Below are 25,192 nucleotides of genomic sequence, written 5' to 3'. Positions count from 1 at the left end.
GGGTCTCGACGATTCCGGACCGCCCCAGCTCAGCAGAGGTTCCGACGGCCCGCGCGGCGGATCGGCCGGGAGCACCCGAACGAGCTACCCGGGGGCCTCGAACCGCACCGCGCCGTCCTCGGCCCGTCGGCTCAGGACCGGTCCGGTCACCGGCGGCCGTCCAGCACGGAGCGCAGGACGCCGATCCGGTTGGAGGTGATGGAGGCGACACCGCTCTCGCGCAGCCGGCGCATGGTGCGGCGCAGGTCGGCGGTCCAGGTGGAGACGGCGAGCCCCTGCTCCGCCGCGGCGGCGGTGAAGGCGGGGGTGACCAGGCCGAACGGCGGGTTGAGGTAGCGCGGGCGCAGGTCGTCCAGCAGGGCGCGCACGGGCATCCCGGGCTGCTTCCAGGTGAGGGCGATCTCGGCGTCCGGGCTCAGTTCGCGCACCGCGAGCATGGCGGCGGTGGGGCCGCAGAAGGCGACCGCGTGTTCGGCGCCGAGCCCGGTGACCACCGACCAGGTCGCCGCGGCCGGTCCGGCGTCGTCCAGGTCGATCAGCAGCCTGCGGCCGTCGACGGCGGCGACCGCCTTGATCGCCTCGGCGAGGGTGGGGACGGTCAGCGGGCCCTGCCGCAGCTCCTCCAGCTGGTCGACGGTGACCCGGTCGATCGACCGCGGGTCGCGCCAGAGCCGCTCCAGGGTGCTGTCGTGCAGCAGCACGGGCACCCGGTCGCGGGTGAGCCGGACGTCCACCTCGACGGCGTCGGCCCCGGCGGCGAGCGCGGACTCGACGGAGGGCAGGGTGTTCTCGCGGTAACGGTAGGGATCGCCGCGGTGGGCGACGGCGAGCGGCTTGGCCATGGCGTTCAACGGATCCTTCCGGCGAGCCAGGGGGTGAGGTCGTGGACGCCGATGGCCTCGCGGTGGCTCGGTTCCCCCGGGACGGTGACGATCAGCGTGGTGGACGGCGGGAAGGTGCGCGCCTTGACGTGCACCAGGTCGGACCAGAGGGCGTTCAGGAAGCCGGGGACGCGGTCGCGGTCGACGTCGAAGGCGATGCCCTCGACGGTCACGGTGACCTCGTCGTGGATGAACAGCCGGACGGTGACGGCGGGCCGGCCGTCGAACTCCAGCAGTGCCTCGTGCGGGACGGCGTCCAGTTCCCCGTCCGGACCGCCCGGGCCGACCAGCCCGGCGAAGGTCCGGTCGCGGCCGATGTCGTGCTGGGCGCGGACGGTTCGGCCGTGCCGGGCGGCCACGGCCTCGATCGCGAGCACGGCGCTCTGGGTGGTCGGCAGGTGCGGGGGTGGCATCCGGGCCTCTCCTTCGGTTCCGGGGCTCGTGGGGCTCATGGGGCCGGGGCGGCCGGGGCGGGCCCGTGCTCGGGCGACGGGCCCCGACTAGCGTCGTTCGACCATCACATTGGTGGACTTGATGACCGCCGTGGCGGGTGCGCCGGGGACCAGGTTCAGCTCCTCCGCCGACTCCCGGCTGATCAGGGACACCACCCGGAACGGCCCGGCCTGGATCTCCACCTGCGCGGCCACGTCGCCGAGCACCACGTGGGTGACGATCCCCGGGAAGCGGTTGCGCGCCGAGGACGGCCGGCCCTCCGCCTCGGAGTTCTCCGGCCGGGCCAGCTCCCGGGCGAACGCGGCGAGTTCGGCCCCCGGGATGATCCGGTGCCCGTGCTCGTCCCGCGCGGCGGCGACCCGCCCGGCGTCCACCCAGCGCCGCATGGTGTCGGCGCTGACGCCGAGCAGCGCCGCGGCCTCGCCGATGCGGTACGGGTTGGCCGGCACCTCGGGCTGGCCCATGAGCGTCTCCTGACGGTGGTTCTGATTCCCGGGGCGAGTGCCCCTGCGCCATCCTGCCGTACGGACGGCGCGGGTGATCACGCGAGGGCGGTCACGGCTCGCCGAAGAGGTCGCGCCGCACCGCGTCCCCGGCGGTGAGCACCGCCCCGGCGAGCACCGCGCCGCCGCCCGCCGTGCCGGCCCGCACCTCGGTGCTCAGCGGGGAGAGCCGGGCGAGCCGCCGCTCGACCCGCCCGGCCAGCTCCGGGCCGCCGGCCCGGCCGACCTCGCCGCCGAGCACCACGCAGCCGGGGTCCAGCACCACGCAGACGCTCGCCGCACCGATCGCGATCCGCTCGGCCAGCTCGTCCAGGAAGACCTCGCCCGCCGCGCCGGCCGCCAGGGCGGCCCGTACGGCGGCCTCGGCGGCGGGGGCGTCCCCGGCCGGGCCGGCGGGCAGCCCGTGGGCGCGGGCCAGCGCGCAGATCGCGGCGCTGCCGACCAGGCTGTGGAAGCCGCCCTCGCAGCTGTCGGCGCTGGGCAGGGCGACGGTGCCGGGAACGGGCAGGAAGCAGATCTCGCCGGTGCCGCCGGAGAAGCCCCGGCGCAGCCGCCCGTCCAGGATCACGGCGGCGCCGACGCTGTGGCCGAGCCACAGCAGCACGAAGGTGTCGCGGTCGCGCGCGGCACCGACCCGGTACTCGGCCCGCCCGGCCAGGTTGACCTCGTTCTCCAGGATCACCTCGGTGCCGGGCAGCTCGCGCAGCGCGGCGAGGAGTTCGGCGTGCCAGGCGGGGAGCTTGCCGGTGCTCTGCAGCCGGCCGGTGGCCTGGTCGACCAGTCCGGGGGCGCCGACCGCGACGGTGTGCAGCCGTTCGACGCCGACGCCGCGCGCGGTGTCCAGCAGGGCGGCGACGATGGTCCCGGCGGTGTCCGGCCCGCCGTCGCCCTCGACCGGGACCTCGGCGGTGGCCAGGCCGCGTCCGGCCAGGTCGGCGACGACCAGGCTGACGCCGCCGGAGCGGACGTCGAAGGCGGCGAGGTGGGCCCGGGAGGCGACCAGCGCGTAGAGCCGGGCGTTGGGGCCGCGCCGCTGTTCGCCGCGCTCGCCGACGACGGCCACCAGTCCGGTGCGCTGGAGGCGTTCGAGCAGGTCGGCGACGGTCGGCCGGGAGAGGCCGGTGAGGTCGCGCAGCTCGGTCGCGGTCAGGGGGCCCTGTTCGAGCAGGAGGTTGAGCGCCAACCGGTCGTTGATCGCCCGGGCGGTGCTCGGCGTGGCCGTACGCGCGGTGGTCATGGCAGCTCATCCTTCCAGAGCATTTCTATCAGGGTCCCTTCCTGATAATTTAGCGACCGTCACAGGGCACTGTCGCGCCCCTCACCGCGCGACCGGGAGGGAAGAACCCATGAGCGGAACCACCGCACCACCACCGCCGGAGCCGTTGACCGCGCCCCGCCGGGCCCGGAGGAGCATCGCCCTGACCTTCCTGGTGCACGGGGCCGTCACCGGCAGCTTCGTCACCCGCATCCCCTGGATCCAGCACCACCTCGACCTCTCGGCCGGCCAGCTCGGCCTGGCCCTGGTCATGCCCGCCGTCGGCTCCTCCCTCGCCATGCCGCTGGCCGGCCGCTTCGTGCACCGCTACGGCGGCCGGGCCGCGGTGCGCGGGCTGATCTCGCTCTGGTGCCTGTCCCTCGCCCTGCCCGCGCTCGCCCCCTCGCTGCCGGTGCTGTGCGCGGCCCTGCTGGTGTACGGCGCCACCTCCGGGATGGCCGACGTCGCGATGAACGCCCAGGGCGTGGAGATCGAGGAGCGGCTCGGCCGCTCGATCATGTCCGGGCTGCACGGGATGTGGAGCGCGGGCGGCCTGCTGGCCTCCCCCTTCGGCATCCTCGCCGCCCACCTGGACCTCGACGCCCGGATCCAGCTCGCCGTCACCGCGCTGGTCCTGCTCGCGCTCGCCCAGCCCGTCTGCCGCGGCCTGCCCGACCTCCGGGCGCACGAGGGCGCGGAGGAGCCGCCGCGGTTCGCGCTGCCGCCGCGCAGCTCGCTGGTGATCGGACTGGTCGGCTTCTGCGCGGTCTTCGCCGAGGGCGCCTCGATGGACTGGAGCGGCGTCTACCTGCGGGACGTCACCGGCGCCTCGGCCACCGTCGCCGCCGCCTCGTACACCGCCTTCTCGCTCACCATGGCGGTCAGCCGGCTCGCCGGGGACGCGGCGATCCGCCGCCTCGGCGCCGTCCGCACCACCCGCATCGGCGGCGCCGTCGCCACCGTCGGCGGCCTGCTGGTGGTCGCCGCGGACAGCCCGGCACTGGCCATCCCCGGCTTCGCCCTCATCGGCATCGGCATCGCGGTGATCGTCCCGCTCGCCTTCGCCGCGGCCGGCCGGATCGGCACCAACCCCAGCCAGGCCATCGCGGGCGTCGCCACCGTCACCTACACCTCCGGCCTGATCGCCCCCGCGGTCATCGGCGCCCTCGCCCAGGCCACCTCGCTGACCGTCTCCTTCGGCCTGGTCACCGCGCTCGCCTGCGCCCTGCTGCTGAGCGCCGGGGCGCTGCGGCTGGCCGAACGGAATTCCGGCGGCGAGAACGTGACCGCAATGTCACCGGAAAAGCCTTCCGGAAAAGATCTCTCCGCGATATGATGATGAATTCCTGAGGGAATTTCCCGCTAAGGTCTCGAACCGCCGGGCGCACACCGCGCCCGGCGGTTTTCGTGCTCCGCGAGAGGAATTCCCCCGTGTGCTACGACCCGGACGCCGCCCCGCCCGTCCTCGGCCCCGCCCCGTGGCCCCTGGCCGAGGCCGCCCCACTCACCCTGACCTCGGCCGACGGCACCCGGTTCGGCGCCTTCCTGGCCCGGCCGGAGACCGCCACCGGCCCCGGGGTGCTCGTCCTGCCGGACAACAGGGGCCTCTCCGCGTTCTACCGGCAGACCGCCGCCCGGCTCGCCGAACACGGCCACCCGGCCCTCGTCCTCGACTATTACGGCCGCACCGCCGGAGCCGCCCCGGAAAAGCGCCCGGCGGAATTCGGCGAAATGCCGAACCTGCTCCCCCACCTGCTCGCGCTCACCTCCGGAGGACTGGACGCCGACATCACCGCCGCACTGGAACGGCTGCGCGCCGCCGGGCCCGCCGAAGTGGTCGCGCTCGGCTTCTGCTTCGGCGGCCGGCAGGCCTTCCGCACCGCCGCCCCGCGCTTCGGCCTGGCCGGCGCGGTCGGCTACTACGGCTACCCGGACACCCTCAACGGCGCCCCCGGGCCCACCCAACTGGCCGGGGGGCTGACCGCCCCGGTGCTCGCCTTCTGGGGCGGCGCCGACGAGCACATCCCGGCCGCCACCGTCGAGGCCTTCGACGCGGCGCTCACCGCGGCCGGCTGCCCCCACGAGTTCGTCAGCTATCCGGGGGCACCCCACAACTTCTTCGAGCTCGCCGCCGTCGAACACGCCGACGCGGCCCGCGACTCGTGGCAGCGCCTGCTGGGGTTCCTCTCCCGACCGAGCTGAGGTCCGTCCCGCGGGTCGGCCCGGGGCGCCGGCGGGGCCCGGGCACCGGTTAGGCTCGGGCGGTGTTCGAGCCCGATGCCGTTCCCGTGCCGCCCGCCGTGCCGCAGGCGCCCGCCGTCGCACCGCGTTCCCCGTGGTGGCGGTTCGCGCTGCTGGTGGTGGTGCTCGCGGCGACGGCCGGGTCGCTGCTGCTGTGGAGCCCGACGGAGCTGCTGTCCGGCGGGCTGGCGGACCGGATGCCTGGGTACTGGTTCGGCCCGCTGTTCGCCCTGGTCTACGCGGTGGGGACGCTCGCCTTCGTGCCCCGGCCGGCGCTGAACGCGGTGGCCGGTCTGCTGCTCGGCATCCAGCAGGGCGTGCTGCTGGCGGTGCTCGGCACCACCGTGGGCGCGGCCCTGGCCTTCGGGCTCGGCCGGGGCCTCGGCCGGGAGGCGCTGCGCCCGTACCTGCGCGGGAAGGTGCTCGGGGCGCTGGACCGGCGGTTCACCGAGCAGGGCTTCCGCAGTGTGCTGGTGCTGCGGCTGCTGCCCGGCATGCCGTTCCAGGCGGCCAACTACGGCGCCGCGTTCTCCGGGGTCCGCTTCCTGCCCTTCGTGCTGGCCACCGCGATCGGCGTGGTGCCGACCACCGCGGTGTACGTCACGGCGGCGGCCAGCGCGGGCCGGCCGGGCTCGGCGGCCTTCCTGCTGTCGGCGGGGGTGATCGCCCTGCTGGTGCTGGGCAGCGTGGTGGGCCTCTGGCGGACGGTCCGGACCCGCCGCCGGGCGACGGCCGGCTGAGCCGCGCCACGGGGCCGGGAGCAAAATCGCTCGCGCCCGCGCGCGGCCGGACGCCAGGATGGCGCGCATGACCGAATCGAACCCGCGGGTGGACCCGCCGATGACGGCCGACGAGGCCGCCACCCTGACCGCCTTCCTCGACTACCACCGCCGCACCCTCGCCCTCAAGTGCGAGGGTCTGACGGACGACCAGCTGCGGCTGCGCTCCGTCCCGCCGTCCACCCTCTCGCTGCTGGGCCTGGTCCGGCACATGGCCGAGGTGGAGCAGTACTGGTTCCGGTCCGTCCTGCTCGGCGGGGAGATCGCCGGGCACTTCTGGACCAAGGAGCACGAGGACGCCGACTTCGACGACGTCGACACCGCCGACGTCGCGGCCGACTTCGCCACCTGGCGCGCCGAGGTCGAGGCCGCCCGCCTCGCCGCCGCCGGCCTGCCGCTGGACACCGTCGCCAAGAACCCGCGCCGGGGCGAGCCGGTGACGCTGCGCTGGATCCTCACCCACATGATCGAGGAGTACGCGCGACACAACGGCCACGCGGATCTTCTGCGCGAATTGATCGACGGCGCGACCGGCGAGTGACGCGACGGGTGAAATCGTTTCCTCATTGTTGACAGAAGGTCAATTAAGCCGTGACCGCGACCGATAAGGTCAACGCGCGCAACCGTACGGTGCCGCGCCGCGTCACTGGAAGTGCCCGGGTTCGCCCGGGTTTCCGGCGCGGCACGACTCGTACGGGGGTTGCGAGCGGGCACGGGACCGGTGAACAGTGCGATACTCGGACAGTTCCGACGAGTGGATGACGTGTCAAGAACGGCACGCGACCCCGGGGGACCAGGACGGGACGAGGCAGGGAGGCGCGGCATGGGAGCACTTCGCGACGAGCACCACAACGGGTGGCTGATGCCCTCGGGGAACTACCCGGCCGCGGTGTACGACGACGAGTGGGTGGATCAGGAGACGGTTCCGGCCGCCCCCGCGCCCACGAAGATCGTCTCCCTGCGGCCGACGGGCTTCGAGGCGGCCCGGACGGTCGGTGAGCACATCCGGGCGAGCATCCCGGTGGTCATGGACCTCACCGAGATGAACGAGGCCGAGGCCAAGCGCATGGTCGACTTCGCCTCCGGGCTGATCTTCGGCACCAGGGGCGGCATCGAGCGGATCGCCCGGAGGGTCTTCCTGCTCACCCCGGCCGACGTCGAGGTCATGGTGATCGACCGCCCGATGGACGAGACCGGCTTCTACAACCAGAGCTGAGGCCGGAGCCGGCCCACCGCCGCCGCCCGACGGCGACCGAACGCGGCGGCCGGCGACGACAGCCGGACAGGGCAGCACCCCGGACCGGGGACGGTACACCCACCGTCCCCGGTTTTTTGCTGCCCGCCCACCGGGACCCGACGCCTCACCTGAGAGCCCGAACAAAAGGATGAGACATCCACGTCTCATGTGAACTAGACTCGATGCATGGCCACCGATCGCGACACTGTCCTGGAAGCCGCCGTCGGCGTCCTCTCCCGCCGCCCGACCGCCCACCTGGACGAGATCGCGCGCGCCGCCGGCATCAGCCGCGCCACACTGCACCGGCTCTTCCCGGGACGCGACGCGCTGATCCGCGAGATCGGCCTGCTCGGGCTGCGCCGCTTCGCCTCCGCGCTGGACACCGCCGACGTCGAGCGGGGCGACGCCGAGGCCGCGCTGCGCCGCCTGGTGGACGCCTCCGTCCCGGACGCCATGCTCTGTGCCTTCCTGGCCGGTGAGAACCAGCTCTACGAGCACGAGGACATCAACGACCTCTGGGAGGTCCAGATCGCCCGGCTGCACGCGCTCTTCCTGCGCGGCCAGCAGCAGGGCGTGTTCCGCATCGAACTGAGCGCCGCCTGGCTGAGCGAGGCCTTCTTCGACCTGGTGGCCGGCGTCGGCTGGTCCATCCAGGACGGCCGGCTCGCCCCGCGCGACGCCGCCTTCTCGCTCGCCGAGCTGTTCCTCGGCGGCGCGCTGCGCAGACCGGACACCCGCACCCCCGCCGGCGCCACCGCCGGCAGCACCGCCCACAGCACCGCCGCCCCTGTCCACAGCACTTCCGACCACAGGCCGGACACCGATAAACCATGAACACCCTGACCGCCCGCCAGCGCTGGACCGGCCTCGCCGTCCTCGTCCTGGCCGTGACCGTGGTCGCCCTGGACGCGACCGTCCTCTCCCTCGCCATCCCGTCGATCAGCGAGACGCTGCGCCCCAGCGGCACCCAGCTGCTCTGGATCGGCGACTCCTACTCCTTCGTGCTGGCCGGCCTGTTGGTCAGCATGGGCGCCCTGAGCGACCGGATCGGCCGCAAGAAGCTGCTGCTGGCCGGGTCCGCCGCCTTCGGCGCCGCCTCGCTGCTGGCCGCCTACGCGCCGAGCGCCGGCTGGCTGATCCTGGCCCGCGCGCTGCTCGGCGTGGCCGGGGCGACGATCATGCCGTCCACGCTCTCGCTGATCCGCGGCCTCTTCCCGGACGACCGGGAGCGGGCCACCGCGATCGGCATCTGGGGCGCGGCCGCCACCGCCGGCGCCGCCCTCGGGCCGGTCGTCGGCGGGGTGCTGCTGGAGCACTTCTGGTGGGGTTCGGTGTTCCTGCTGAACATCCCGGTGCTGATCCTGCTGCTGGTGTCCGGCGCCTGGCTGCTGCCGGAGTCCAAGGACCCGAAGCCGGGCCGCTGGGACGTGCTGAGCGTGCTGCTGTCGATGGCCGGCGTGATCGGCACGGTGTACGCGATCAAGGAGGCCGCCGCGCACGGCGTGGACCGCTGGGACGTACCGGTCGCCTTCGTCCTCGGCGCCACCGCGCTGTTCCTCTTCGTCCGCCGCCAGCTGCGGCTGGAGACCCCGCTGCTCGACGTCCGGCTGTTCCGCGACCGGCGGTTCACGGCGGCCGTCTCGGCCTCGCTGATCTCCCTGGTCGGGCTCTCCGGCGTGATCTTCGTGGTCTCGCAGTACCTCCAGCTGGTCCGCGGCTACCAGCCGCTCCAGGCGGGCCTGGCCGAGCTGCCGGCCTTCGCGGGTTCGGTGGCCGGCGGTCTGCTCACCGCCGCGATCGCCCGGCGCTTCGGCGCCCGCAAGGCGCTGACGGCCTGCCTGCTGGCGATGGGACTGGGCGTGGGCGCGCTCGGCTGGCTGTCGCAGGACACCACCTACCTGCTGCTGGCCGCCTCCTTCCTGCTGGTCGGGACGGCCGAGGGCGTGGTCTACACGCTCGGCGCCGACCTGGTGCTGACCGCCGCGCCCGCCGACAAGGCCGGGGCCGCCTCGGCGGTCTCGGAGACGGCGTACGAGCTGGGCACCGCGCTCGGCATCGCCCTGGTGGGCTCGGTGGTCGGCTCGATCTACGCGAGCGGGCTGGCGGTCCCGGCCGGGACGGACCCGGCGGCCGCCGCCCGGGCCGGCGAATCGCTGGGCTCGGCCGTCGAGACGGCGCAGGGCCTGTCGCCGGAGCTCGCCCGGCCGCTGCTGGCGAGCGCCCGGGAGTCCTTCGTCAACGGCATGAACAGCGCCGGGCTGCTGGCCGCCGCACTGCTGGTCGGTGCGGCCGTGATGGCCTGGCGGCTGCTGCGCGGGCTGTCCGAGCCGAAGCCGGGGGCGGCGACCGGTTCGCAGGGCGCGGTCGACGCACCGGCCGAGCAGCCGAAGGTCACCGCGTAGCAGTGCCCGGGAACGGCCGTTTCCCCCGGGGGAACGGCCGTTCCCGTCTGCCGGAGCGGCCGCTTCCTAGGAAGCCCCGAAGGGCAGCTCCAGCTCCGCCCAGACCACCTTGCCGTCCCGGGTCAGCCGGCTGCCCCAGCGCTGGGCCAGTTCGCTGACCAGGAACATCCCGCGTCCGCCCTCGTCCTGCTCGGCGAACGGGCGCAGCTGGGGCGTCTGGCCGCCGGCGTCGGAGACCTCCACGGTGAGCACCCGGTCGCGGAACAGCCGCAGCCGGCGCGGGGCGTCGGCGTGCAGCAGGGCGTTCGTGACCAGCTCGCTGACCAGCAGCTCGGCGTAGTCGGTGACCGCCGACAGGCCCCAGGCCTCCAGGGTGGCGCGGGTGAAGCGGCGGGCCTTGCCGGGCACCCGGCCCCCGCCGGACAGCGGCAGGGTGGCGATCCGGTCGGCGGGCAGCGGCAGCACCCGGGCCATGATCATCGCGATGTCGTCCTCGGTGCCGTCGGTGACCAGCGCCGCGAGGACGGCGTCGCAGCTCTCCTCCAGGGTCCGGCCGGGGCCGGACAGGGTGCGGGCGAGCAGGTCGATGCCGGCGTCCAGGTCCTGGCCGCGCCGCTCGACCAGGCCGTCGGTGTAGAGCGCGACCATGCCGCCCTCGGGAATGTCGAACTCGATCGACTCGAAGGCCACCCCGCCGACGCCCAGCGGCACCCCGGGCGGCACGTCCACCCGGGCGGCGGTGCCGTCGGGGCCCACCCGGATCGGCGGCAGGTGCCCGGCCGAGGCGATCTGGACGGTGCGCTCCAGCGGGTCGTACACCGCGCAGACGCAGGTGGCGAACTGGCCCTCGCCGATCCCCGTGGCGGTCTCGTCCAGCCGGGTGAGGACCTGCTCGGGCGGCATGTCGAGGGTGGCGAGGGTCCGGGCGACGGTGCGCAGCTGGCCCATCGTGGCGGCGGCCCGGATGCCGTGGCCCATCACGTCGCCGACCACCAGGGCGACCCGCCCGCAGGACAGCGGCACCACGTCGAACCAGTCGCCGCCGACCTCGCTGACCACGCTGCTGGGCAGGTAGCGGTAGGCGATCTCCAGGCCGAGGGTGCGGTGCACCTCCTGCGGCAGCAGGCTGCGCTGGAGGGTGAGCGCGGTCTCCCGCTCGCGGCGGTAGAGCCGGGCGTTGTCGAGCGCCAGCGCGGTGCGGGCGACCAGTTCCTCGGCGAGGGCGACGTCGGCGGCGGTGAACGGCTCGGGGTTGCGCATCCGGATGAACTCGGAGCCGCCGAGCACCATGCCCCGGGCGGTGATCGGCACCATCAGGTACGAGTGGATGCCCGCCGCTATGCCGGGGGCCACCCGGTCCTCGCTGGCCACCAGGCCGCGCAGCGCCTCCTCGTCCACGTGCGAGCGCAGCAGCGGCTTCCCGCTGCGCAGGCACTGGACGTAGCTGCGGTCCGGGGAGTACTCGGAGGTCTCACCGACCACGTCCACGGCGTGCGCGAGGCCGCTCTCGTAGGACTCCCCGACGGCGACGGCGCGCAGCGTGATGTTCCGGTCGGAGGGGATCACGGTGGGCTCGGAGCCGCGCAGCACCGGCTCCAGCAGGTCGACGGTGGCGAAGTCGGCGAACCGGGGGACGACCGCCTCGATCAGCTCCTCGGCGGTGCGCTGGAGGTCGAGGGTGGTGCCGATCCGGGCGGTCGCCTCGGCGATGGTGGCGAGCCGTTCCTGCGCGCGGGCGGCACGGGCCTCGGCCTGGAAGCGCTCGGTGACGTCGATGATCGAGGAGCAGACCCCGAAGATCCGGCCGGTGGAGTCCTCCAGCCGGAAGTAGGAGGCGGACCAGGCGTGGTCCCGCTTGGGGTCGCCGGGGACCCTTCCGTGCGAGCGGGCGTCCACCACGGGTTTGCCGGTCCTCAGCACCTGACGCATGATCTGCTCGATCTCGGCGCTGTTGATGCCGGGCAGCACGGCGGATATCCGGCGGCCGAGGTGGGCGGCGACCGGCACCCCGTTCATCCGGGCCAGCGCCTCGTTGATCCGGATGTAGCGCAGTTCGGTGTCGTAGACGGCCATGCCGATCGGCGAGCGGTCGAAGACGCCGTCCAGCACCGCGAGGTCGGCCTCGACGGCGTGCAGGGCGCGGATATCGGAGGCGGTGGCGAGCAGCAGCAGGGTGCCGCCCGGTCCGGCGATCGGGTAGGTGCGGAACTCCAGGTCGACCTTGTGGCCGTCGCGGTGGCGCACCGGGAAGACGCCGGACCAGCCGCTGCCGCCCATGATCCGCTGGAAGAGGCCGAGCACCTCGGAGCGGTCGGACTCGTCGGTGAGCAGTTGGGCGGCGTAGCTGCCGACGGCCTCCTCGGAGGAGTAGCCGAGCAGGGCCTCGGCGTCCTCGCTCCAGTGCAGGATCAGTCCGTCGTCCTGGAGCAGCGCCGTGGCGAGCGGGACGAGCCGATGGCCTTCGGGGTGCGTGCCGTCGGAACGTCCGGGATTGCCGCCCGGTGCCGGGGCGGCGTCGGTCGCGTCCCACTCGTGTCCGTGCATGATCAGGCAGCACCCCGGTTCGGCTCGTGCCCGGCCGGGGGCCTAGCGGTCCGTGCCGGCCGGGATTCTTCTCCAGACTGCACGGACATCGGCCGCCCGGCGACCCCTTGGTCAGGGGGCGTCCGGCCGCTCCGGTTGTACGGGCGTCATGGGCGTACCGGCCGCAGCGTACTCTCCAGAACGCCCGCCCACTGCCGGATCACTCCGGAACGTCGGTGGCTGTCGTCGGTGAGCAGGTTGGCGAGGCCCAGTCCGCGGGCGAGGTCCAGTGTGGCCTGCACGGATTCGCGCACGCCGGGGCGGCTCTCGTCGGCGTCCAGGAACTCCACGGCGGCCCGGTGGGCCTCCCGGCCGACGCGGCCCTCCAGGGCGATGATCCGCTCACGCAGCACCTCCTCGGTGGCGGCGGCGGTCCACAGGTGCAGGGCGGCGCGGAACAGCGGGCCGGTGTAGAGGCGCACGATCATGTCGACCACGGCCCCGGTGCGGTCGGGCCCGGCGGCCGGCAGTTCGTCCGCGTGGGCGCGGACGGCTGCCAGCCGCTCGGCGGTGACGTGCTCGACGGCCGCGGTGAAGAGGTCCTCGCGGGTCGGGAAGTGGTGCTGGGCCGCGCCCCGGGAGACCCCGGCCCGCTCGGCGACGACGGTGACGGTCGAGCCGTGCCAGCCGAGCTCGGCCAGGCATTCCACGGCCGCCGCGAGCAGCCTGGCCCGGGTGGCTCGGCTGCGGTCCTGCTGCGGGGCGCGGGCGGCGGGGTGGCTGGTCATGGCGGCGGGCGGTTCCTGTTCCGATCGGGGCGCGGCGGGTCCCGGTCGGGGCGCGGCAGGAAGATCCTCACAGACGGGCGCCGGTCTTCGGCCGCCGGGGCGGCCCGGTCCGGTCAGCGGACGCCGGCGCGCCCGGCCTCGCGGGCACGCAGTTCGCGGCGGAGGATCTTGCCGGCCGCGGACTTGGGGACGGCGTCCACGAACTCCACCGCGCGGACCTTCTTGTACGGGGCGACCTGCCCGGCGACGTACCCGGTGACCTCCTCCTCGGTCAGGGCGCTGCCCGGGGCGCGGACCACGAAGGCCTTGGGGCACTCGGTGCCCTCGGCGTCCGGGACCCCGATCACGGCGGCGTCGGTGATCTGCGGGTGGCCGAGCAGGACGGCCTCCAGCTCGGCGGGGGCGACCTGGTAGCCCTTGTACTTGATCAGTTCCTTGACCCGGTCGACGATGTGCAGGTAGCCGCGCTCGTCCACGAAGCCGACGTCGCCGGTGTGCAGCCAGCCGTCGGCGTCGACCACCGCGGCGGTCTCGGAGGGGCGGCCGAGGTAGCCCTTCATCACCTGCGGGCCGCGGATCAGCAGCTCGCCGCGCTCGCCGGGCCCGAGGTCGCCGTCGGAGCCGTCCAGGGCGGCGATCCGCAGCTCGGTGGAGGGGACCATCCGGCCGACCGAGCCGGGCGAGGGGTCGCCCTCGCGCGGGGAGACGACGTGGGTGACCGGGGAGAGCTCGGTCATGCCGTAGCCCTGGAGCAGGTGCGGCAGGCCCAGGCGCCGGGCGCAGGCGTCGGCGAGTTCATGGTCCAGCGGGGCGGCGGCGCACAGCAGGTACTCGACGGAGGAGAGGTCGTACTGGTCCACGATCGGGTGCCGGGCCAGTGCGAGGGCGATCGGCGGGGCGACCACCAGGGCCTGCACCCGGTGGTCCTGGACGGTGCGGCAGAACTGCTCCAGGTCGAAGCGGGGCAGCACGACCACGGTGGCGCCGCAGCGCAGCGGCTGGTTGAGCAGCGCGGCCAGCCCGTAGATGTGGAAGAAGGGCAGGACGGCGAGCACCCGTTCGCCCTCGGCGGGGCGGTAGAGGGCGTCGCACTGGGCGAGGTTGGTGGCGATCGAGCGGTGGGTGAGCATCACGCCCTTGGGCAGGCCGGTGGTGCCGCTGGAGTACGGCAGCACGGCGATGTCCTCGCCCGGGTCGATGGCGACCTCGGGGGCGGGGCCGGTGGCGGCCAGCAGGTCGGCGAGCGAGCGGTGGCCCTCGGCACCGTCCAGGACGACGGTCCCGGCCAGCGGGTGGCCCTGTTCGGCGAGGAGTTCGGCGGCCGCACGGGCGGTCGACAGGAAGGCGGAGACGGTGACCAGCCAGCGGGCACCGCTGTCGCGCAGCTGGCCGGCCAGGTCGGCGGGCTTGGCGAAGGAGGAGACCGTGGTGACGGTGGCGCCGGCCCTGGTCGCACCGTAGAAGGCCATCGGGTAGGCGGTCGAGTTGGGGCTGAAGAGGGCGACGACGTCACCGCGGCGCACGCCTGTCTCGGCCAGCCCGGCGGCCACCCGCTCGACGGCGGCGGCGAGTTGGGCGTAGCTGGTGCTCTCGCCGGTGACGCCGTCGATCAGGGCCGGGCGGTCGCCGTACCTGTGCGCGGCGCCGAGTACCGCCTCGTGGATCGGCTGGTCGACCGCGGAGACGTCGGGGAACTCGCTGCGGAACACCAAGGTGAGCCTCCAGTAAGGAAGTTGACGTAGCAACAAAACCGGCGAGCAGTTCCGTGCGGGGCGCGTTCAGGAGCATACGGACAGTCGGGGGTCCGGCTCGGCCATTGTGGGGAACCCATGACGGTCCGTGCGTGGCGCGGTTGCTCCCGGGGGGCGCCCGACGGGACGGTGTGCACCACGGGCCCGAATGGACCGTCCGGGTGAGCACCGCCGCCCGCCGCGCCGCTCACCCGGGATCCGGCTCCCCGCGCTCGCGCCCGACGCCCCGGCGACCGCCCTCGGACCGACCGCCGCGCACCGGGGACACCACCGGCGCGCTCGCACACCTGGGCGAGGTCTCGTGCATCAGTACGACTTCGGCAGCCCGAGGGTGTGCTGGGCCACGTAGTTGAGCACCATCTCCCGGCTGACCGGGGCGACCCGGCCGACCCGGGTGGCGGCCAGCAGCGCGCCCAGCCCGTACTCCTGGGTCAGGCCGTTGCCGCCGAGGGTCTGCACCGCCTGGTCGACGGTACGGGCGGCGGCCTCGCCGGCGGCGTACTTGGCCATGTTGGCGGCCTCCCCGGCGGCGAGGTCCTCCCCCGCGTCGTAGAGCAGCCCGGCCTTCTGGGTCATCAGCCGGGCCAGCTCGATCTCCACCGCGCACTGGGCGAGCGGGTGGGCCAGGCCCTGGTGGGCGCCGATCGGGGTGGACCAGACCGTGCGGGTCTTCGCGTACTCGACCGCCTTGCCGAGGGCCTGGCGGGCGAGGCCGAGCGAGAAGGCCGCGGTGAGGATGCGCTCGGGGTTGAGGCCGGCGAACAGCTGGAGCAGGCCCGCGTTCTCGTCGCCGACCAGGGCGTCGGCGGGCAGCCGGACGTCGTCCAGGAAGACCTGGAACTGCTTCTCCGGGGCGACGAGCTCCATCGGGATCGCCCGGTACTCGAAGCCGGGGGTCTCGCGCGGGACGACGAACAGGCAGGGCTTCAGCTTGCCGGTACGGGCGTCCTCGGTGCGGGCCACGAACAGCACCGCGTCACAGTGGTCGATGCCGGAGACGAACACCTTGCGGCCGGTCAGCAGCCAGTCCTCGCCGTCCCGGCGGGCCACCGTGGAGATCCGGTGGGAGTTCGAACCGGCGTCCGGTTCGGTGATGCCGAAGGCCATCCGGCGGCTGCCGTCGGCCAGGCCCGGCAGCCAGCGGCGCTTCTGCTCCTCGGTGCCGTAGCGGGCTATCACGGTGCCGCAGATCGCCGGGGAGACGATGAGCAGCAGCAGCGGACACCCGGCGGTGCCGAGCTCCTCCAGGACGATGGCGAGGTCGGTGATGCCGCCGCCCCCGCCGCCGTACTCGACGGGCAGGTTGACGCCGAGGTATCCGGCCTTGCCGGCGTCCGCCCACAGCTCGTCGGCGGGTTCGCCGGCCCGGGCCTTGGCGAGGTAGTAGGCGGAGCCGTAGCGGCGGCCGAGGTCGCCGACGGCCCGGCGCAGGGCCTGGCGTTCGGGGGTCTCCAGGAGCTGACTGCCGATGGTGGACATGCGGGTCCTTCCTCAGGCTTCGATGGGCTGGACGACGGCCAGCAGGGTGCCGGTTTCGACCTGCCGGCCGGGGGTGGCGCACAGTTCGACGAGGGTGCCGTCGGCCGGGGCGGCGACGCGGTGCTCCATCTTCATCGCCTCCAGCACCAGCAGCGGCTGGCCGGCGGTGACGGTGTCCCCGACGGCGGCGACGACCCGGACGACGGTGCCGGGCATCGGGGCGAGCAGCGCGCCGGGCTCGGTGCGGACGGTGGGGTCGGGGAAGCGCGGCAGGGCGGTGAGCACGGTGCCGCCGGCCGGGGTGTCGACGTGCACCCGGTCGCCGTAGCGGGCGACGCGGTAGGTGCGTCGCAGCCCGTCCTCGGACAGCACCACCCGGTCCGGCGCGGCCTCGACGAGCTCGACGCCCGGGTGGTCCTCGGCCAGCAGACCGGCGCGGGTCAGCCGGTACCGGACGGCCGTCTCGGTGCCGTCCTCGGCCCGGTAGCGCTTGAGCTGCGGCTGCGAGGGCAGGTTGCGCCAGCCGGAGGGCAGGGCGCCGCGGCGGCCGGCGGCGTCGGCGAGGGCGGCGGCCAGCGCGGCGCGGTCGGCGCCCTTGCCGTCCGGGGCGGTGAGTTCGGCCGCGTGCTCGGCCAGGAAACCGGTGTGCAGCTCCGCGGCCAGGAAGGCCGGGTGGCGCAGGGCGCGCACCAGCAGGTCCCGGTTGGTGGCCGGGCCGTGGATGCGGGCGCGGGCGAGCGCGTCGGCGAGCCGGCGGGCGGCGGCCGCGCGGGTGGGCGCCCAGGCGATCACCTTGGCGAGCATCGCGTCGTAGTGCGGGGTGATCTCGCTGCCGGCCTCCACTCCGGAGTCCAGCCGCAGTCCGGTGCCTCGTCCCGTGCCCGTGCCCGTTCCTGCGCCTGCTCCTGTGCCTGCTCCGGCTCCGGCTCCGGCTCCGGCACCGGTGAACTCCTGGTACGGGAGCGTGAGTTCGAGCCGGTACAGGGTCCCGGTCGCGGGCTGCCAGTCCTTGGCCGGGTCCTCGGCGTAGAGCCGCGCCTCGATCGCGTGGCCGCCGGGGGCCGGGGGCTCGGGCGCCAGCGCCTCCCCCTCGGCGACGGCGAGCTGCAGCGCCACCAGGTCCAGCCCGGTGACGGCCTCGGTGACCGGGTGTTCGACCTGCAGGCGGGTGTTCATCTCCAGGAAGAAGAACCGGCCGTCCCCGGTGAGCAGGAACTCCGCGGTGCCGGCGCCCGTGTAGCCGATCGCCCTGGCCGCCTCGCGGGCCGCCGCGTGCAGGCCGGCGCGCACCTCCGCGGGCAGGCCGGGGGCCGGGGCCTCCTCGATCACCTTCTGGTGCCGCCGCTGCAGCGAGCAGTCGCGGTCGCCGACCGCCCAGACGGTGCCGTGGGCGTCGGCCAGTAGCTGGACCTCGACGTGCCGTCCGGCGGGCAGGTAGCGCTCGCAGAACACCTCGTCCGAGCCGAAGGCCTTGGCCGCCTCGGCGCGGGCGGCCGCCAGTTCGCCGGGGAGGTCCGCCAGGCTCCGGACGACCCGCATGCCGCGCCCGCCACCGCCCGCCGCGGCCTTGACCAGCAGGGGCAGGTCGGCCTCGGTGGGCTCGGTCAGCGCGCCGAGCACCGGCACCCCGGCCGCGGCCATCAGCTCCTTGGCGGCGGTCTTGGAGCCCATCGCGGCGATCGCGGCCGGCGGCGGGCCGATCCAGAGCAGTCCCGCGTCCAGCACGGCCCGCGCGAAGTCCGCGCTCTCGGACAGGAATCCGTAGCCGGGGTGGACGGCGTCGGCCCCGGCGGCGAGCGCGGCCCGGACGATCAGGTCGGCCCGCAGGTAGGTGTCGGCGGGCGCGGCGCCGGGCAGCCGGACGGCCGCGTCGGCCTCGCGCACGTGCGGGGCGCCGGCGTCCGGGTCGGAGTGGACGGCGGTGGTCGCGATGCCGAGCTCCCGGCAGGTGCGGAAGACCCGGCGGGCGATCTCACCCCGGTTGGCGACCAGCAGGTTGGTGATCATCGTCTCGGGGGTCCTTTACAGTCGGAAGACGCCGTAGCCGCGCGCGCCCTCGACCGGCGCGTTGTGGATCGCGGACAGGCACAGGCCGAGCACCGTCCGGGTGTCGCGCGGGTCGATCACGCCGTCGTCGTAGAGCCGGCCGGAGAGGAACACCGGCAGCGACTCGGCCTCGATCTGCTGCTCGACCATCGCCCGGATCGCCGCGTCCGCGTCCTCGTCGTAGGGCTGTCCCTTCGCCGCGGCGGACTGCCGGGCGACGATCGACAGCACTCCGGCGAGCTGCTGCGGGCCCATCACCGCGGACTTGGCGCTCGGCCAGGCGAACAGGAACCGCGGCTCGAAGGCCCGCCCGCACATGCCGTAGTGGCCGGCCCCGTACGAGGCGCCCATCAGGACCGACAGGTGCGGGACCTTCGAGTTGGCGACCGCGTTGATCATCATCGCGCCGTGCTTGATGATGCCGCCCTGCTCGTAGTCCCTGCCGACCATGTAGCCGGTGGTGTTGTGCAGGAAGAGCAGCGGGGTGTCCCGCTGGTTGGCCAGCTGGATGAACTGGGCGGCCTTCTGGGACTCCTGGCTGAACAGCACGCCCTGGGCGTTCGCCAGCACGCCGACCGGGTAGCCGTGGAGGCGGGCCCAGCCGGTGGCCAGGCTGGTGCCGTAGAGCGGCTTGAACTCGTCGAAGTCGGAGCCGTCGACGATCCGGGCGATCACCTCGCGCGGGTCGAAGGGCACCTTGAGGTCACCGGGGACGATCCCGAGCAACTCCTCCTCGTCGTACGCGGGCGGTTCGGCGAGCCGGTCCGGGCCGGGGCCGGGCTTGCGGTGGTCGAGCCGGGCGACGATCCGGCGGGCGATCCGCAGCGCGTCCGCCTCGTCCACCGCGAAGTGGTCGGCCAGGCCGGAGACGCGGGCGTGCATCTCGGCGCCGCCCAGCGACTCGTCGTCGGCCTCCTCGCCGGTGGCCATCCTCACCAGCGGCGGGCCGCCGAGGAACACCTTGGCGCGCTCCCTGACCAGCACGGTGTGGTCGGACATGCCCGGCACGTAGGCGCCGCCGGCCGTCGAGTTGCCGAACACCACCGCCACGGTGGGGATTCCGGCGGCGGACAGCCGGGTGAGGTCGCGGAAGAGGGCGCCGCCGGGAATGAAGATCTCCTTCTGGCTGGGCAGGTCGGCGCCGCCCGACTCGACCAGGTTGACCAGCGGGAGGCGGTTGTTCAGCGCGATCTCGTTGGCCCGCAGGGCCTTTCGCAGGGTCCAGGGATTGCTGGCGCCGCCGCGCACCGTCGGGTCGTTGGCGGTGATCACGCACTCCACGCCCTCGATCGTGCCGATCCCGGTGACCAGGGCCGCGCCCACCGGGTAGTCGCTGCCCCACGCGGCCAGCGGGGACAGCTCCAGGAACGGGGAGTCCGGGTCGACCAGCAGCTCGATCCGCTCGCGGGCCGGCAGCTTGCCGCGCTTGCGGTGGCGCTCCATGTACGCGGGGCCGCCGCCCGCCAGCGCCTTGGCGTGCTCGGCGTCGAGTTCGGCGAGCTTGGCGACCATCGCGGCGCGGTGCTCGGCGTGATCGGGCCCGGCCGGGTCGACACGGGTGGTCAGGACGGTCACAGCGGGGCCTCCGGGCTGTCCAGGAGCAGGGTCGGGATGTCGAGGTGGCGCGAGCGCAGCCACTCCCCGAGGGCCTTGGCCTGCGGGTCGAAGCGGTGCCGGGCGGCGACGCCCTCGCCGAGCAGACCGGTGAGGGTGAAGTTGACCGCGCGCAGGTTCGGCAGAACGTGCCGGGTTACGCTCAACCCGACGGTCTCCGGCAGGAGTTCGCGCAGCCGCTCGACGGTGAGGGCGTGCGCCAGCCAGCGCCAGCCGTCCGCGGAGCGGGCCCAGACACCGAGGTTGGCGTCCCCGCCCTTGTCGCCGCTGCGGGCGCCGGCCACCAGGCCGAGCGGGGCCCGCCGGGTGGGGCCGGCCGGCAGCGGTTCGGGCAGCTCGGCCTCCACCTGGCGGGCCCGGTCGGGCTGTTGGGCCCCGGTGGTGACGGGCGCCGGCGGTACGGCGATCCGGCGGCCGTCCGGCAGCACGGCGGTGTGCTCGACGGCCTTCGCGTCGACGTGCGCGGCACTGAACACGCCGTACGGCGCGCCCGGTCCGGGCGGGGCGGTGAGGTGGAAGCCCGGGTACCCGGCGAGACCCAACTCGACTGCCGCCTTGCCGAGTTCGCGTCCGACCTTGGCCGGATCCGGGTCCCGGGCGGCCAGCCGCAGCAGGGCGGAGGCGCCCTCCTCGGTCGGGGCGTCCGGGTGGTCGGTGCGGGCCAGGGTCCAGCGCAGCTCGGCGGGCCGGGCGCCGGGCGGCAGGGCGTCGGCGAACTGCCGCCGCACCAGGTCGGCCTTGGCCTCGATGTCCAGGCCGGTGAGGACGAACACCACCTCGTTGAGGTGGCCGCCGAGCCGGTTGAGGCCCGCCTTCAGGGTGGGCGGCGGGGCCTCGCCGCGCACACCGTCGATCCGGACCCGGTCCGGTCCCTCCCCGGTGAGCCGCACACTGTCCAGCCGGGCCGTGACATCCGGGCCGAGGTAGTGCGGTCCGCCGGTCTCGTACAGGAGTTGGGCGGTGACGGTGCCGGTGGTGACGGCGCCGCCGGTGCCCGGGTGCTTGGTGATCACGCTGGAGCCGTCGGCGTGCAGTTCGGCGAGCGGGAAGCCGGGCCGGGTGACGTCGTGCTCGCGGAAGAAGGCGTAGTTGCCGCCGGTCGCCTGGGCGCCGCACTCCAGGACGTGCCCGGCCACCACGGCGCCGGCCAGGGCGTCCAGGTCCTCCGGGGTCCAGCCGAAGTGGGCGATCCCGGGGCCGACGACCAGTGCCGCGTCCGTCACCCGGCCGGTCACCACCACGTCGGCGCCGGCGGCCAGGCAGGCGGCGATGCCGAACCCGCCGAGGTAGGCGTTGGCGGCCAACAGACCGCCCGGCAGGCCGAGTTCGGCCCGGCGCGGAAGCAGGTCGTCGCCCTCGACATGGCCGACGGCCGTCTCGACCCCGAGCCGCCCCGCCAGCGCCCGCAGCTCCTCGGCGAGCCGGGCCGGGTTGAGGCCGCCCGCGTTGACCACGATCTTCACGCCGCGTTCGCGGCCCAGGCCGAGGCACTCCTCCATCTGGCGCAGGAAGGTCCGGGCGTAGCCGAGCGACGGGTCCTTCAGCCGGTCCCGGGCGAGGATCAGCATCGTCAGCTCGGCCAGGTAGTCCCCGGTGAGCACGTCCAGCGGCCCGCCGGTGAGCATCTCCCGCATCGCCGCGAAGCGGTCCCCGTAGAACCCCGAGGCGTTGCCGATCCGCAGTACCGTGCCGTCGCGCACCAAGGCGCCTCCCCTGCCGGTGAGTTGGGCGCACCCTCGGACGGGCGCCACCGGGCAGCAGCGTGGCACCGTCGACAGAAAAAAGCAATCATGCTTGCTTGTTTTCTTGCACCTGCGCTGCTCGCGGCCCTCCGCCGCTGCCGGCCGTGACCGGCCGGGCGCTTCCCCGGGGCCGCCGGTCAGGCGTAGAGGGCGGCGGCGCGGCGGGTGGCCTCGGCGAGGCGGGCGCGGAATTCGGGTGGTTGGAGGACCTCGGCCTCCGGGCCGAGGCGGAGGAGTTCGAAGCAGCCGATGTCCCAGGTCTCGACCGGCAGGGTCACGGTGACCCAGCCGTCGGCGTCCGGCGGGCCCGCGGTGGCGAGGGCGTCGGCGGCGGCGGTCGGTTCCAGCAGGACGGCGAGGTTCTCCACGGCGAACGGACTCAGGCGCACCAGGGCCTGCTCGCGCAGCATGGCGCGGGTGAACTCCCGTGCCGCCGCGGCCCAGTGCTCGGCGAGGTCGAACTCCGGGTCGCGTTCGAACCGCTCCTCGCCGGCCTCGGCGGTCTCGAAGCGGTCCACGCGGTACGAGCCGAACCGGCCGGAGGGCCCGCGCGCCACGGCGTACCACTGCCCGGCCTTCAGGACCAGGCCGTACGGTTCCAGCCGCCGGTCCCGGGTGCCGCCGCGCGCCGCGTAGCGGGCGTGGAGCACGCGGTCCTCCCACACCGCGCGCGACACCTCGGCGAGCAGCGCGGGCGTCCCGGCCTCGCGGAACCAGGCCGGTGCGTCGAGGTGGAACCGCTGGACGGCGGCCGCGGGGGCGTCACCGAGCGCGGCGGCGACCTTCAGCCGGGCGGCCAGGGCCCGCCCGGCCAGGCCCATGTCGCGCAGCGGGCCCGGGAGGCCGGCCAGGTGCAGGACTTCCGCCTCCGCGCGTTCGAGGCCGGTGAGGCGGGTGCGGTAGCCGTCGACCAGTCGGTAGCCGCCGCCCCGGCCGCGTTCGGCGTACACCGGCACCCCGGCCTCGACCAGGGCGGCGACGTCCCGCTGCACGGTGCGCTCGGAGACCTCCAGCTCGACCGCCAGTTCCGCGGCGGTCATCTCCCGCCGGGACTGGAGGAGCAGCAGCAGCGCGATGGCCCGGCTCGCCCGCACGTCACCCCTTCCGCTCGTCCGCCGTCGTCGGGCGCCCGGTGGTCCCACGGCGGCGCCGGCACCATTCTCGCCGGGCGCGGCGCCCTGGGCCCGCCCCGGCCCGGGGGCGGGCCTGGTGCGGACGGGTCCGGTGCGGGCGGCGCCGGTGCGGGCGGGGTCACGCCCCCTCCGCCCTCCCGCCGAGCTCGCCGGCCTCACCGAGCCTGGCGGGCTCGGAGGCGAACACGGCCATCCACTGCGGGTGCAGCCGGTAGTAGACCACGTCGTTGTCCCAGTCGAAGGCGTCGGCGCCGTAGAAGTCCCGGAAGTACGCGAGCAGGTCCGGCCAGTCCGCGGCCGGCTCGCCGTCGTGGGGGTTGAGGACCTCCACGGTGCCGTGGGTGAACACGCCCAGGTCCTCCCCGCGCAGGTGCGCGGCGCTGGCGGCGGGCCGGGCGGCGAGGTGCCGCGCCTTGGCGGCGCCCCGGGCGGTGCCGAAGTGCCACGTGCCGTGCAGGAAGTGCCCGTCCACGCCGCTGATCCGGGGCTCGCCCTTCGCCGTCACGGTGGACAGCGCGAGCGTGCACATGCCGGTGAGCACGCCGGTGAGCTGCCCGGCGGTGAGGGTGCGCTCGCTGCTGATGATCGACCGCAGGTGCGCCGTGGAGCGGGAGAGCGAGGTGTCGAGGAGGGCCTGGAGCCGGCGCAGCTCGTCGGGTGTTTCGCGCATGGGGGTCCTTCTTCCGTGCGTCTTTCCGTGGGTCTTCCGTGTGCCGTCCCGGCCGGCGCCGTCACGGCGCCGGTCGGTGACCCCACTGTCTCCGCAGAACCCGACATCCTCTGTCGTATTTCCCCCGCGACTTCCGCGGGCGCGGAGGGTCACCCCGGCAACGCCCTCGCCGCCTGCCGCGCAGTTGCCGGTTTCCGCGCCCGTGACCAGCGAACCGGCAACTACCGGAACCCCAGGATCCGTGTGCCGCCGAACCATTGACCCGGAGTCAGCGCCTCCGGAAAGATTCGCGACCATGACTACGCGCGTAAACCTTCTGTCGCGGTGGCTGGTCGCCCCGCTGCGGTGGGCGGCTCTGCTGTCGGTGCTGGTGTCGGTCGGCGTGTTCTTCGCCGGGGCCGGAGCCGCTCAGGCGGCACCCGCCTGCGGGGTGCTCTCCACCGGCGCGGCGCCGCAGGCGACCGCCGCCGTCCGTTCCGCCTGCGGGCTGATAGGCACCCCGTACTCGTGGGGCGGCGGCCACGGCTCGCAGCCCGGTCCGACGTACGGCCTCTGCGACCCCGCCAACGGCGCCCCCAACGACTGCAACGTCCGCGGCCTGGACTGCTCCGGCATGGTCCGCTACGCCTACGACCTGGCGGTCGGCGCGGACGTCATCAACGGCACCACCCGGACCCAGTGGCCGACCTCCCGGGCGGTCGCCCGCTACTACCGGGCGGACGGGACCGCACCGCTGCTCCCCGGCGACCTGGTGTACTTCGGCAACACCGCCTCCACCATCCACCACGTCGCGATGTACCTCGGGCAGGGCTGGATCGTCGAGGCCCCCTACTCCGGCGGCTACGTCCAGGTGGCGGCGCTCTCCTCGCACGGCGACTACTACGGCGCGATCCGGCTGTACGGCCCCGGCAGCACCTCCCCGACGACGCCGCCCACCACCCCGCCTCCGTCGAACAGCGGTCAGTACTGGGTGGACACCAACGCCAACGCGCCGGTGTACGGTTCCCCGACCTCCACCACGAGCACGGGAACGCTGTACCGGGGCACGAACTACGTCTACTGCAAGGCCTGGGGCCGTGAGGTCTCCAGCGGCGCCGGCTACAACCACTGGTGGCTGAAGACCGACCCGGACAGCGGCCCCGGCGGCCAGTGGGTGTCCGCGTTCTACCTGTCCCGATGGGGCAACGACGTGGCCAAGGACAATAACGGCACCACCATCCCCGACTGCCCGGGCGGCGGCACCCCGCCCGCCACCGGCAAGTACTGGGTGGACACCAACGCCACCGCGAACGTCTACGCCTCGCCGACCTCCACCAACGCCACCGGGACGCTGTACCAGGGGACCAACTACGTCTACTGCAAGGCCTGGGGCCGCGAGGTCTCCAGCGGCGCCGGCTACAACCACTGGTGGCTGAAGACCGACTCGGACGGCGGCCCCGCCGGCCAGTGGGTGTCCGCCTACTACCTGTCCCGTTGGGGCAACGACGTGGCCAAGGACAACAACGGCACCACCATCCCCGACTGCTAGGCCCTGTCCAGGACCCGTTCATGACCCGTTCCGGCCGTGCCGGCCGCAGCCCCTCCACCGGGGGCCCCGGCCCGGCCGGCCCCGGTTTCCCCCCGGGTGTGGGGGCCCCCGGCCCCGTGACCGTGTCTGGAGACCCCCGCCCCGGGGGGGGGCGAGCGGTGGGGGGC

21 protein-coding genes are annotated in these 25,192 nt (G+C 74.5%); 8 read left to right on the top strand and 13 right to left on the bottom strand.

Features of this window, described 5'->3' with window-relative positions; translation table 11 throughout:
• Positions 1-146: 146 nt before the first annotated feature.
• The 4 genes from ACFWJ4_RS30890 to ACFWJ4_RS30875 all read right to left on the bottom strand — a co-directional run bounded on the left by ACFWJ4_RS30890 (position 147) and on the right by ACFWJ4_RS30875 (position 3,074).
• Positions 147-842: a glycerophosphodiester phosphodiesterase gene (locus ACFWJ4_RS30890; RefSeq protein WP_380549749.1), complete on the bottom strand. Its 696-nt coding sequence runs from the start codon at positions 840-842 to the stop codon at positions 147-149.
• A 5-nt stretch (positions 843-847) separates the two neighbouring features.
• Complete coding sequence (locus ACFWJ4_RS30885) at positions 848-1,294, bottom strand: hypothetical protein (RefSeq protein WP_380549746.1); 447 nt, start codon at positions 1,292-1,294, stop codon at positions 848-850.
• A gap of 87 nt (positions 1,295-1,381) precedes the next feature.
• Positions 1,382-1,798, bottom strand: a complete 417-nt coding sequence (locus ACFWJ4_RS30880; protein WP_359913640.1) for a TOBE domain-containing protein — start codon at positions 1,796-1,798, stop codon at positions 1,382-1,384.
• A 91-nt stretch (positions 1,799-1,889) separates the two neighbouring features.
• Entirely contained in the window at positions 1,890-3,074 is a 1,185-nt protein-coding gene (locus ACFWJ4_RS30875; RefSeq protein ID WP_359913642.1) for an ROK family transcriptional regulator, read from the bottom strand.
• A 109-nt stretch (positions 3,075-3,183) separates the two neighbouring features.
• Between ACFWJ4_RS30875 and ACFWJ4_RS30870 the strand changes: the two genes are divergently transcribed.
• The 7 genes from ACFWJ4_RS30870 (at position 3,184) to ACFWJ4_RS30840 (ending at position 9,751) form a co-directional block, all read left to right on the top strand.
• On the top strand, positions 3,184-4,428 hold the full coding sequence (locus ACFWJ4_RS30870; protein ID WP_380549743.1) for an MFS transporter: 1,245 nt from the start codon (positions 3,184-3,186) through the stop codon (positions 4,426-4,428).
• Positions 4,429-4,523: 95 nt separating this feature from the next.
• Positions 4,524-5,294, top strand: coding sequence for a dienelactone hydrolase family protein (locus ACFWJ4_RS30865; protein WP_380549740.1), 771 nt, complete (start codon positions 4,524-4,526; stop codon positions 5,292-5,294).
• 62 nt (positions 5,295-5,356) lie between these two features.
• Positions 5,357-6,073, top strand: coding sequence for a TVP38/TMEM64 family protein (locus ACFWJ4_RS30860; RefSeq protein WP_380549738.1), 717 nt, complete (start codon positions 5,357-5,359; stop codon positions 6,071-6,073).
• Between the two features lie 67 nt (positions 6,074-6,140).
• A complete protein-coding gene (locus tag ACFWJ4_RS30855) occupies positions 6,141-6,653 on the top strand; it encodes a DinB family protein (RefSeq protein WP_380549735.1) in 513 nt (170 codons plus the stop codon).
• A 282-nt stretch (positions 6,654-6,935) separates the two neighbouring features.
• Entirely contained in the window at positions 6,936-7,328 is a 393-nt protein-coding gene (locus tag ACFWJ4_RS30850) for a cell division protein SepF (protein ID WP_359913654.1), read from the top strand.
• Positions 7,329-7,535: 207 nt separating this feature from the next.
• Positions 7,536-8,183, top strand: a complete 648-nt coding sequence (locus ACFWJ4_RS30845) for a TetR/AcrR family transcriptional regulator (protein WP_380549733.1) — start codon at positions 7,536-7,538, stop codon at positions 8,181-8,183.
• Positions 8,180-9,751 (top strand): MFS transporter, encoded by a 1,572-nt coding sequence (locus ACFWJ4_RS30840; protein WP_380549731.1) that lies wholly within the window; start codon positions 8,180-8,182, stop codon positions 9,749-9,751. The genes ACFWJ4_RS30845 and ACFWJ4_RS30840 overlap by 4 nt, the downstream gene beginning before the upstream one ends.
• 66 nt (positions 9,752-9,817) lie before the next feature.
• On the opposite strand, the gene ACFWJ4_RS30835 is transcribed toward ACFWJ4_RS30840, so the two are convergent.
• The 9 genes from ACFWJ4_RS30835 to ACFWJ4_RS30795 all read right to left on the bottom strand — a co-directional run bounded on the left by ACFWJ4_RS30835 (position 9,818) and on the right by ACFWJ4_RS30795 (position 23,497).
• The gene (locus ACFWJ4_RS30835; RefSeq protein WP_380549728.1) at positions 9,818-12,295 is read right to left on the bottom strand and encodes a SpoIIE family protein phosphatase; all 2,478 of its coding nucleotides are present in this window, start codon (positions 12,293-12,295) and stop codon (positions 9,818-9,820) included.
• A gap of 146 nt (positions 12,296-12,441) precedes the next feature.
• Complete coding sequence (locus tag ACFWJ4_RS30830; protein ID WP_359913666.1) at positions 12,442-13,062, bottom strand: TetR/AcrR family transcriptional regulator; 621 nt, start codon at positions 13,060-13,062, stop codon at positions 12,442-12,444.
• 113 nt (positions 13,063-13,175) lie between these two features.
• Positions 13,176-14,774, bottom strand: a complete 1,599-nt coding sequence (locus ACFWJ4_RS30825; protein ID WP_380549725.1) for a 4-coumarate--CoA ligase family protein — start codon at positions 14,772-14,774, stop codon at positions 13,176-13,178.
• Between the two features lie 345 nt (positions 14,775-15,119).
• A complete protein-coding gene (locus ACFWJ4_RS30820) occupies positions 15,120-16,292 on the bottom strand; it encodes an acyl-CoA dehydrogenase family protein (RefSeq protein WP_380549722.1) in 1,173 nt (390 codons plus the stop codon).
• 12 nt (positions 16,293-16,304) lie between these two features.
• On the bottom strand, positions 16,305-18,299 hold the full coding sequence (locus tag ACFWJ4_RS30815) for an acetyl/propionyl/methylcrotonyl-CoA carboxylase subunit alpha (RefSeq protein ID WP_380549719.1): 1,995 nt from the start codon (positions 18,297-18,299) through the stop codon (positions 16,305-16,307).
• 15 nt (positions 18,300-18,314) lie between these two features.
• Complete coding sequence (locus tag ACFWJ4_RS30810; protein WP_380549716.1) at positions 18,315-19,913, bottom strand: acyl-CoA carboxylase subunit beta; 1,599 nt, start codon at positions 19,911-19,913, stop codon at positions 18,315-18,317.
• Entirely contained in the window at positions 19,910-21,652 is a 1,743-nt protein-coding gene (locus tag ACFWJ4_RS30805) for an acyclic terpene utilization AtuA family protein (RefSeq protein ID WP_380549713.1), read from the bottom strand. Before ACFWJ4_RS30805 ends, ACFWJ4_RS30810 begins: the two co-directional genes overlap by 4 nt.
• A 179-nt stretch (positions 21,653-21,831) precedes the next feature.
• The gene (locus tag ACFWJ4_RS30800; RefSeq protein WP_380549710.1) at positions 21,832-22,788 is read right to left on the bottom strand and encodes a helix-turn-helix transcriptional regulator; all 957 of its coding nucleotides are present in this window, start codon (positions 22,786-22,788) and stop codon (positions 21,832-21,834) included.
• A 157-nt stretch (positions 22,789-22,945) separates the two neighbouring features.
• Positions 22,946-23,497, bottom strand: coding sequence for a pyridoxamine 5'-phosphate oxidase family protein (locus ACFWJ4_RS30795; RefSeq protein ID WP_380549707.1), 552 nt, complete (start codon positions 23,495-23,497; stop codon positions 22,946-22,948).
• A 295-nt stretch (positions 23,498-23,792) separates the two neighbouring features.
• Here ACFWJ4_RS30795 and ACFWJ4_RS30790 point away from each other — a divergent pair, with 295 nt between their 5' ends.
• Entirely contained in the window at positions 23,793-25,025 is a 1,233-nt protein-coding gene (locus tag ACFWJ4_RS30790) for a C40 family peptidase (RefSeq protein ID WP_380549704.1), read from the top strand.
• The last annotated feature ends 167 nt before the right edge of the window (positions 25,026-25,192 follow it).

Source organism: Kitasatospora sp. NPDC127067 (genome assembly GCF_042724755.1).
Classification (GTDB): domain Bacteria; phylum Actinomycetota; class Actinomycetes; order Streptomycetales; family Streptomycetaceae; genus Kitasatospora; species Kitasatospora lactacystinica.
The sequence above is the reverse complement of the archived record's forward strand: the minus strand, read 5'-3'. Positions and strand labels throughout refer to the sequence as shown.

What these genes read in the sequence shown, in the direction of transcription:
- ACFWJ4_RS30850 (WP_359913654.1), top strand. Translation starts at nt 6,936, where the DNA reads ATGGGAGCACTTCGCGACGAGCACCACAACGGGTGGCTGATGCCCTCG.
- ACFWJ4_RS30820 (WP_380549722.1), bottom strand. Translation starts at nt 16,292, where the DNA reads ATGTCCACCATCGGCAGTCAGCTCCTGGAGACCCCCGAACGCCAGGCC.
- ACFWJ4_RS30845 (WP_380549733.1), top strand. Translation starts at nt 7,536, where the DNA reads ATGGCCACCGATCGCGACACTGTCCTGGAAGCCGCCGTCGGCGTCCTC.
- ACFWJ4_RS30830 (WP_359913666.1), bottom strand. Translation starts at nt 13,062, where the DNA reads ATGACCAGCCACCCCGCCGCCCGCGCCCCGCAGCAGGACCGCAGCCGA.
- ACFWJ4_RS30875 (WP_359913642.1), bottom strand. Translation starts at nt 3,074, where the DNA reads ATGACCACCGCGCGTACGGCCACGCCGAGCACCGCCCGGGCGATCAAC.
- ACFWJ4_RS30790 (WP_380549704.1), top strand. Translation starts at nt 23,793, where the DNA reads ATGACTACGCGCGTAAACCTTCTGTCGCGGTGGCTGGTCGCCCCGCTG.
- ACFWJ4_RS30835 (WP_380549728.1), bottom strand. Translation starts at nt 12,295, where the DNA reads ATGCACGGACACGAGTGGGACGCGACCGACGCCGCCCCGGCACCGGGC.
- ACFWJ4_RS30815 (WP_380549719.1), bottom strand. Translation starts at nt 18,299, where the DNA reads ATGATCACCAACCTGCTGGTCGCCAACCGGGGTGAGATCGCCCGCCGG.
- ACFWJ4_RS30855 (WP_380549735.1), top strand. Translation starts at nt 6,141, where the DNA reads ATGACCGAATCGAACCCGCGGGTGGACCCGCCGATGACGGCCGACGAG.
- ACFWJ4_RS30795 (WP_380549707.1), bottom strand. Translation starts at nt 23,497, where the DNA reads ATGCGCGAAACACCCGACGAGCTGCGCCGGCTCCAGGCCCTCCTCGAC.
- ACFWJ4_RS30840 (WP_380549731.1), top strand. Translation starts at nt 8,180, where the DNA reads ATGAACACCCTGACCGCCCGCCAGCGCTGGACCGGCCTCGCCGTCCTC.
- ACFWJ4_RS30890 (WP_380549749.1), bottom strand. Translation starts at nt 842, where the DNA reads ATGGCCAAGCCGCTCGCCGTCGCCCACCGCGGCGATCCCTACCGTTAC.
- ACFWJ4_RS30880 (WP_359913640.1), bottom strand. Translation starts at nt 1,798, where the DNA reads ATGGGCCAGCCCGAGGTGCCGGCCAACCCGTACCGCATCGGCGAGGCC.
- ACFWJ4_RS30870 (WP_380549743.1), top strand. Translation starts at nt 3,184, where the DNA reads ATGAGCGGAACCACCGCACCACCACCGCCGGAGCCGTTGACCGCGCCC.
- ACFWJ4_RS30885 (WP_380549746.1), bottom strand. Translation starts at nt 1,294, where the DNA reads ATGCCACCCCCGCACCTGCCGACCACCCAGAGCGCCGTGCTCGCGATC.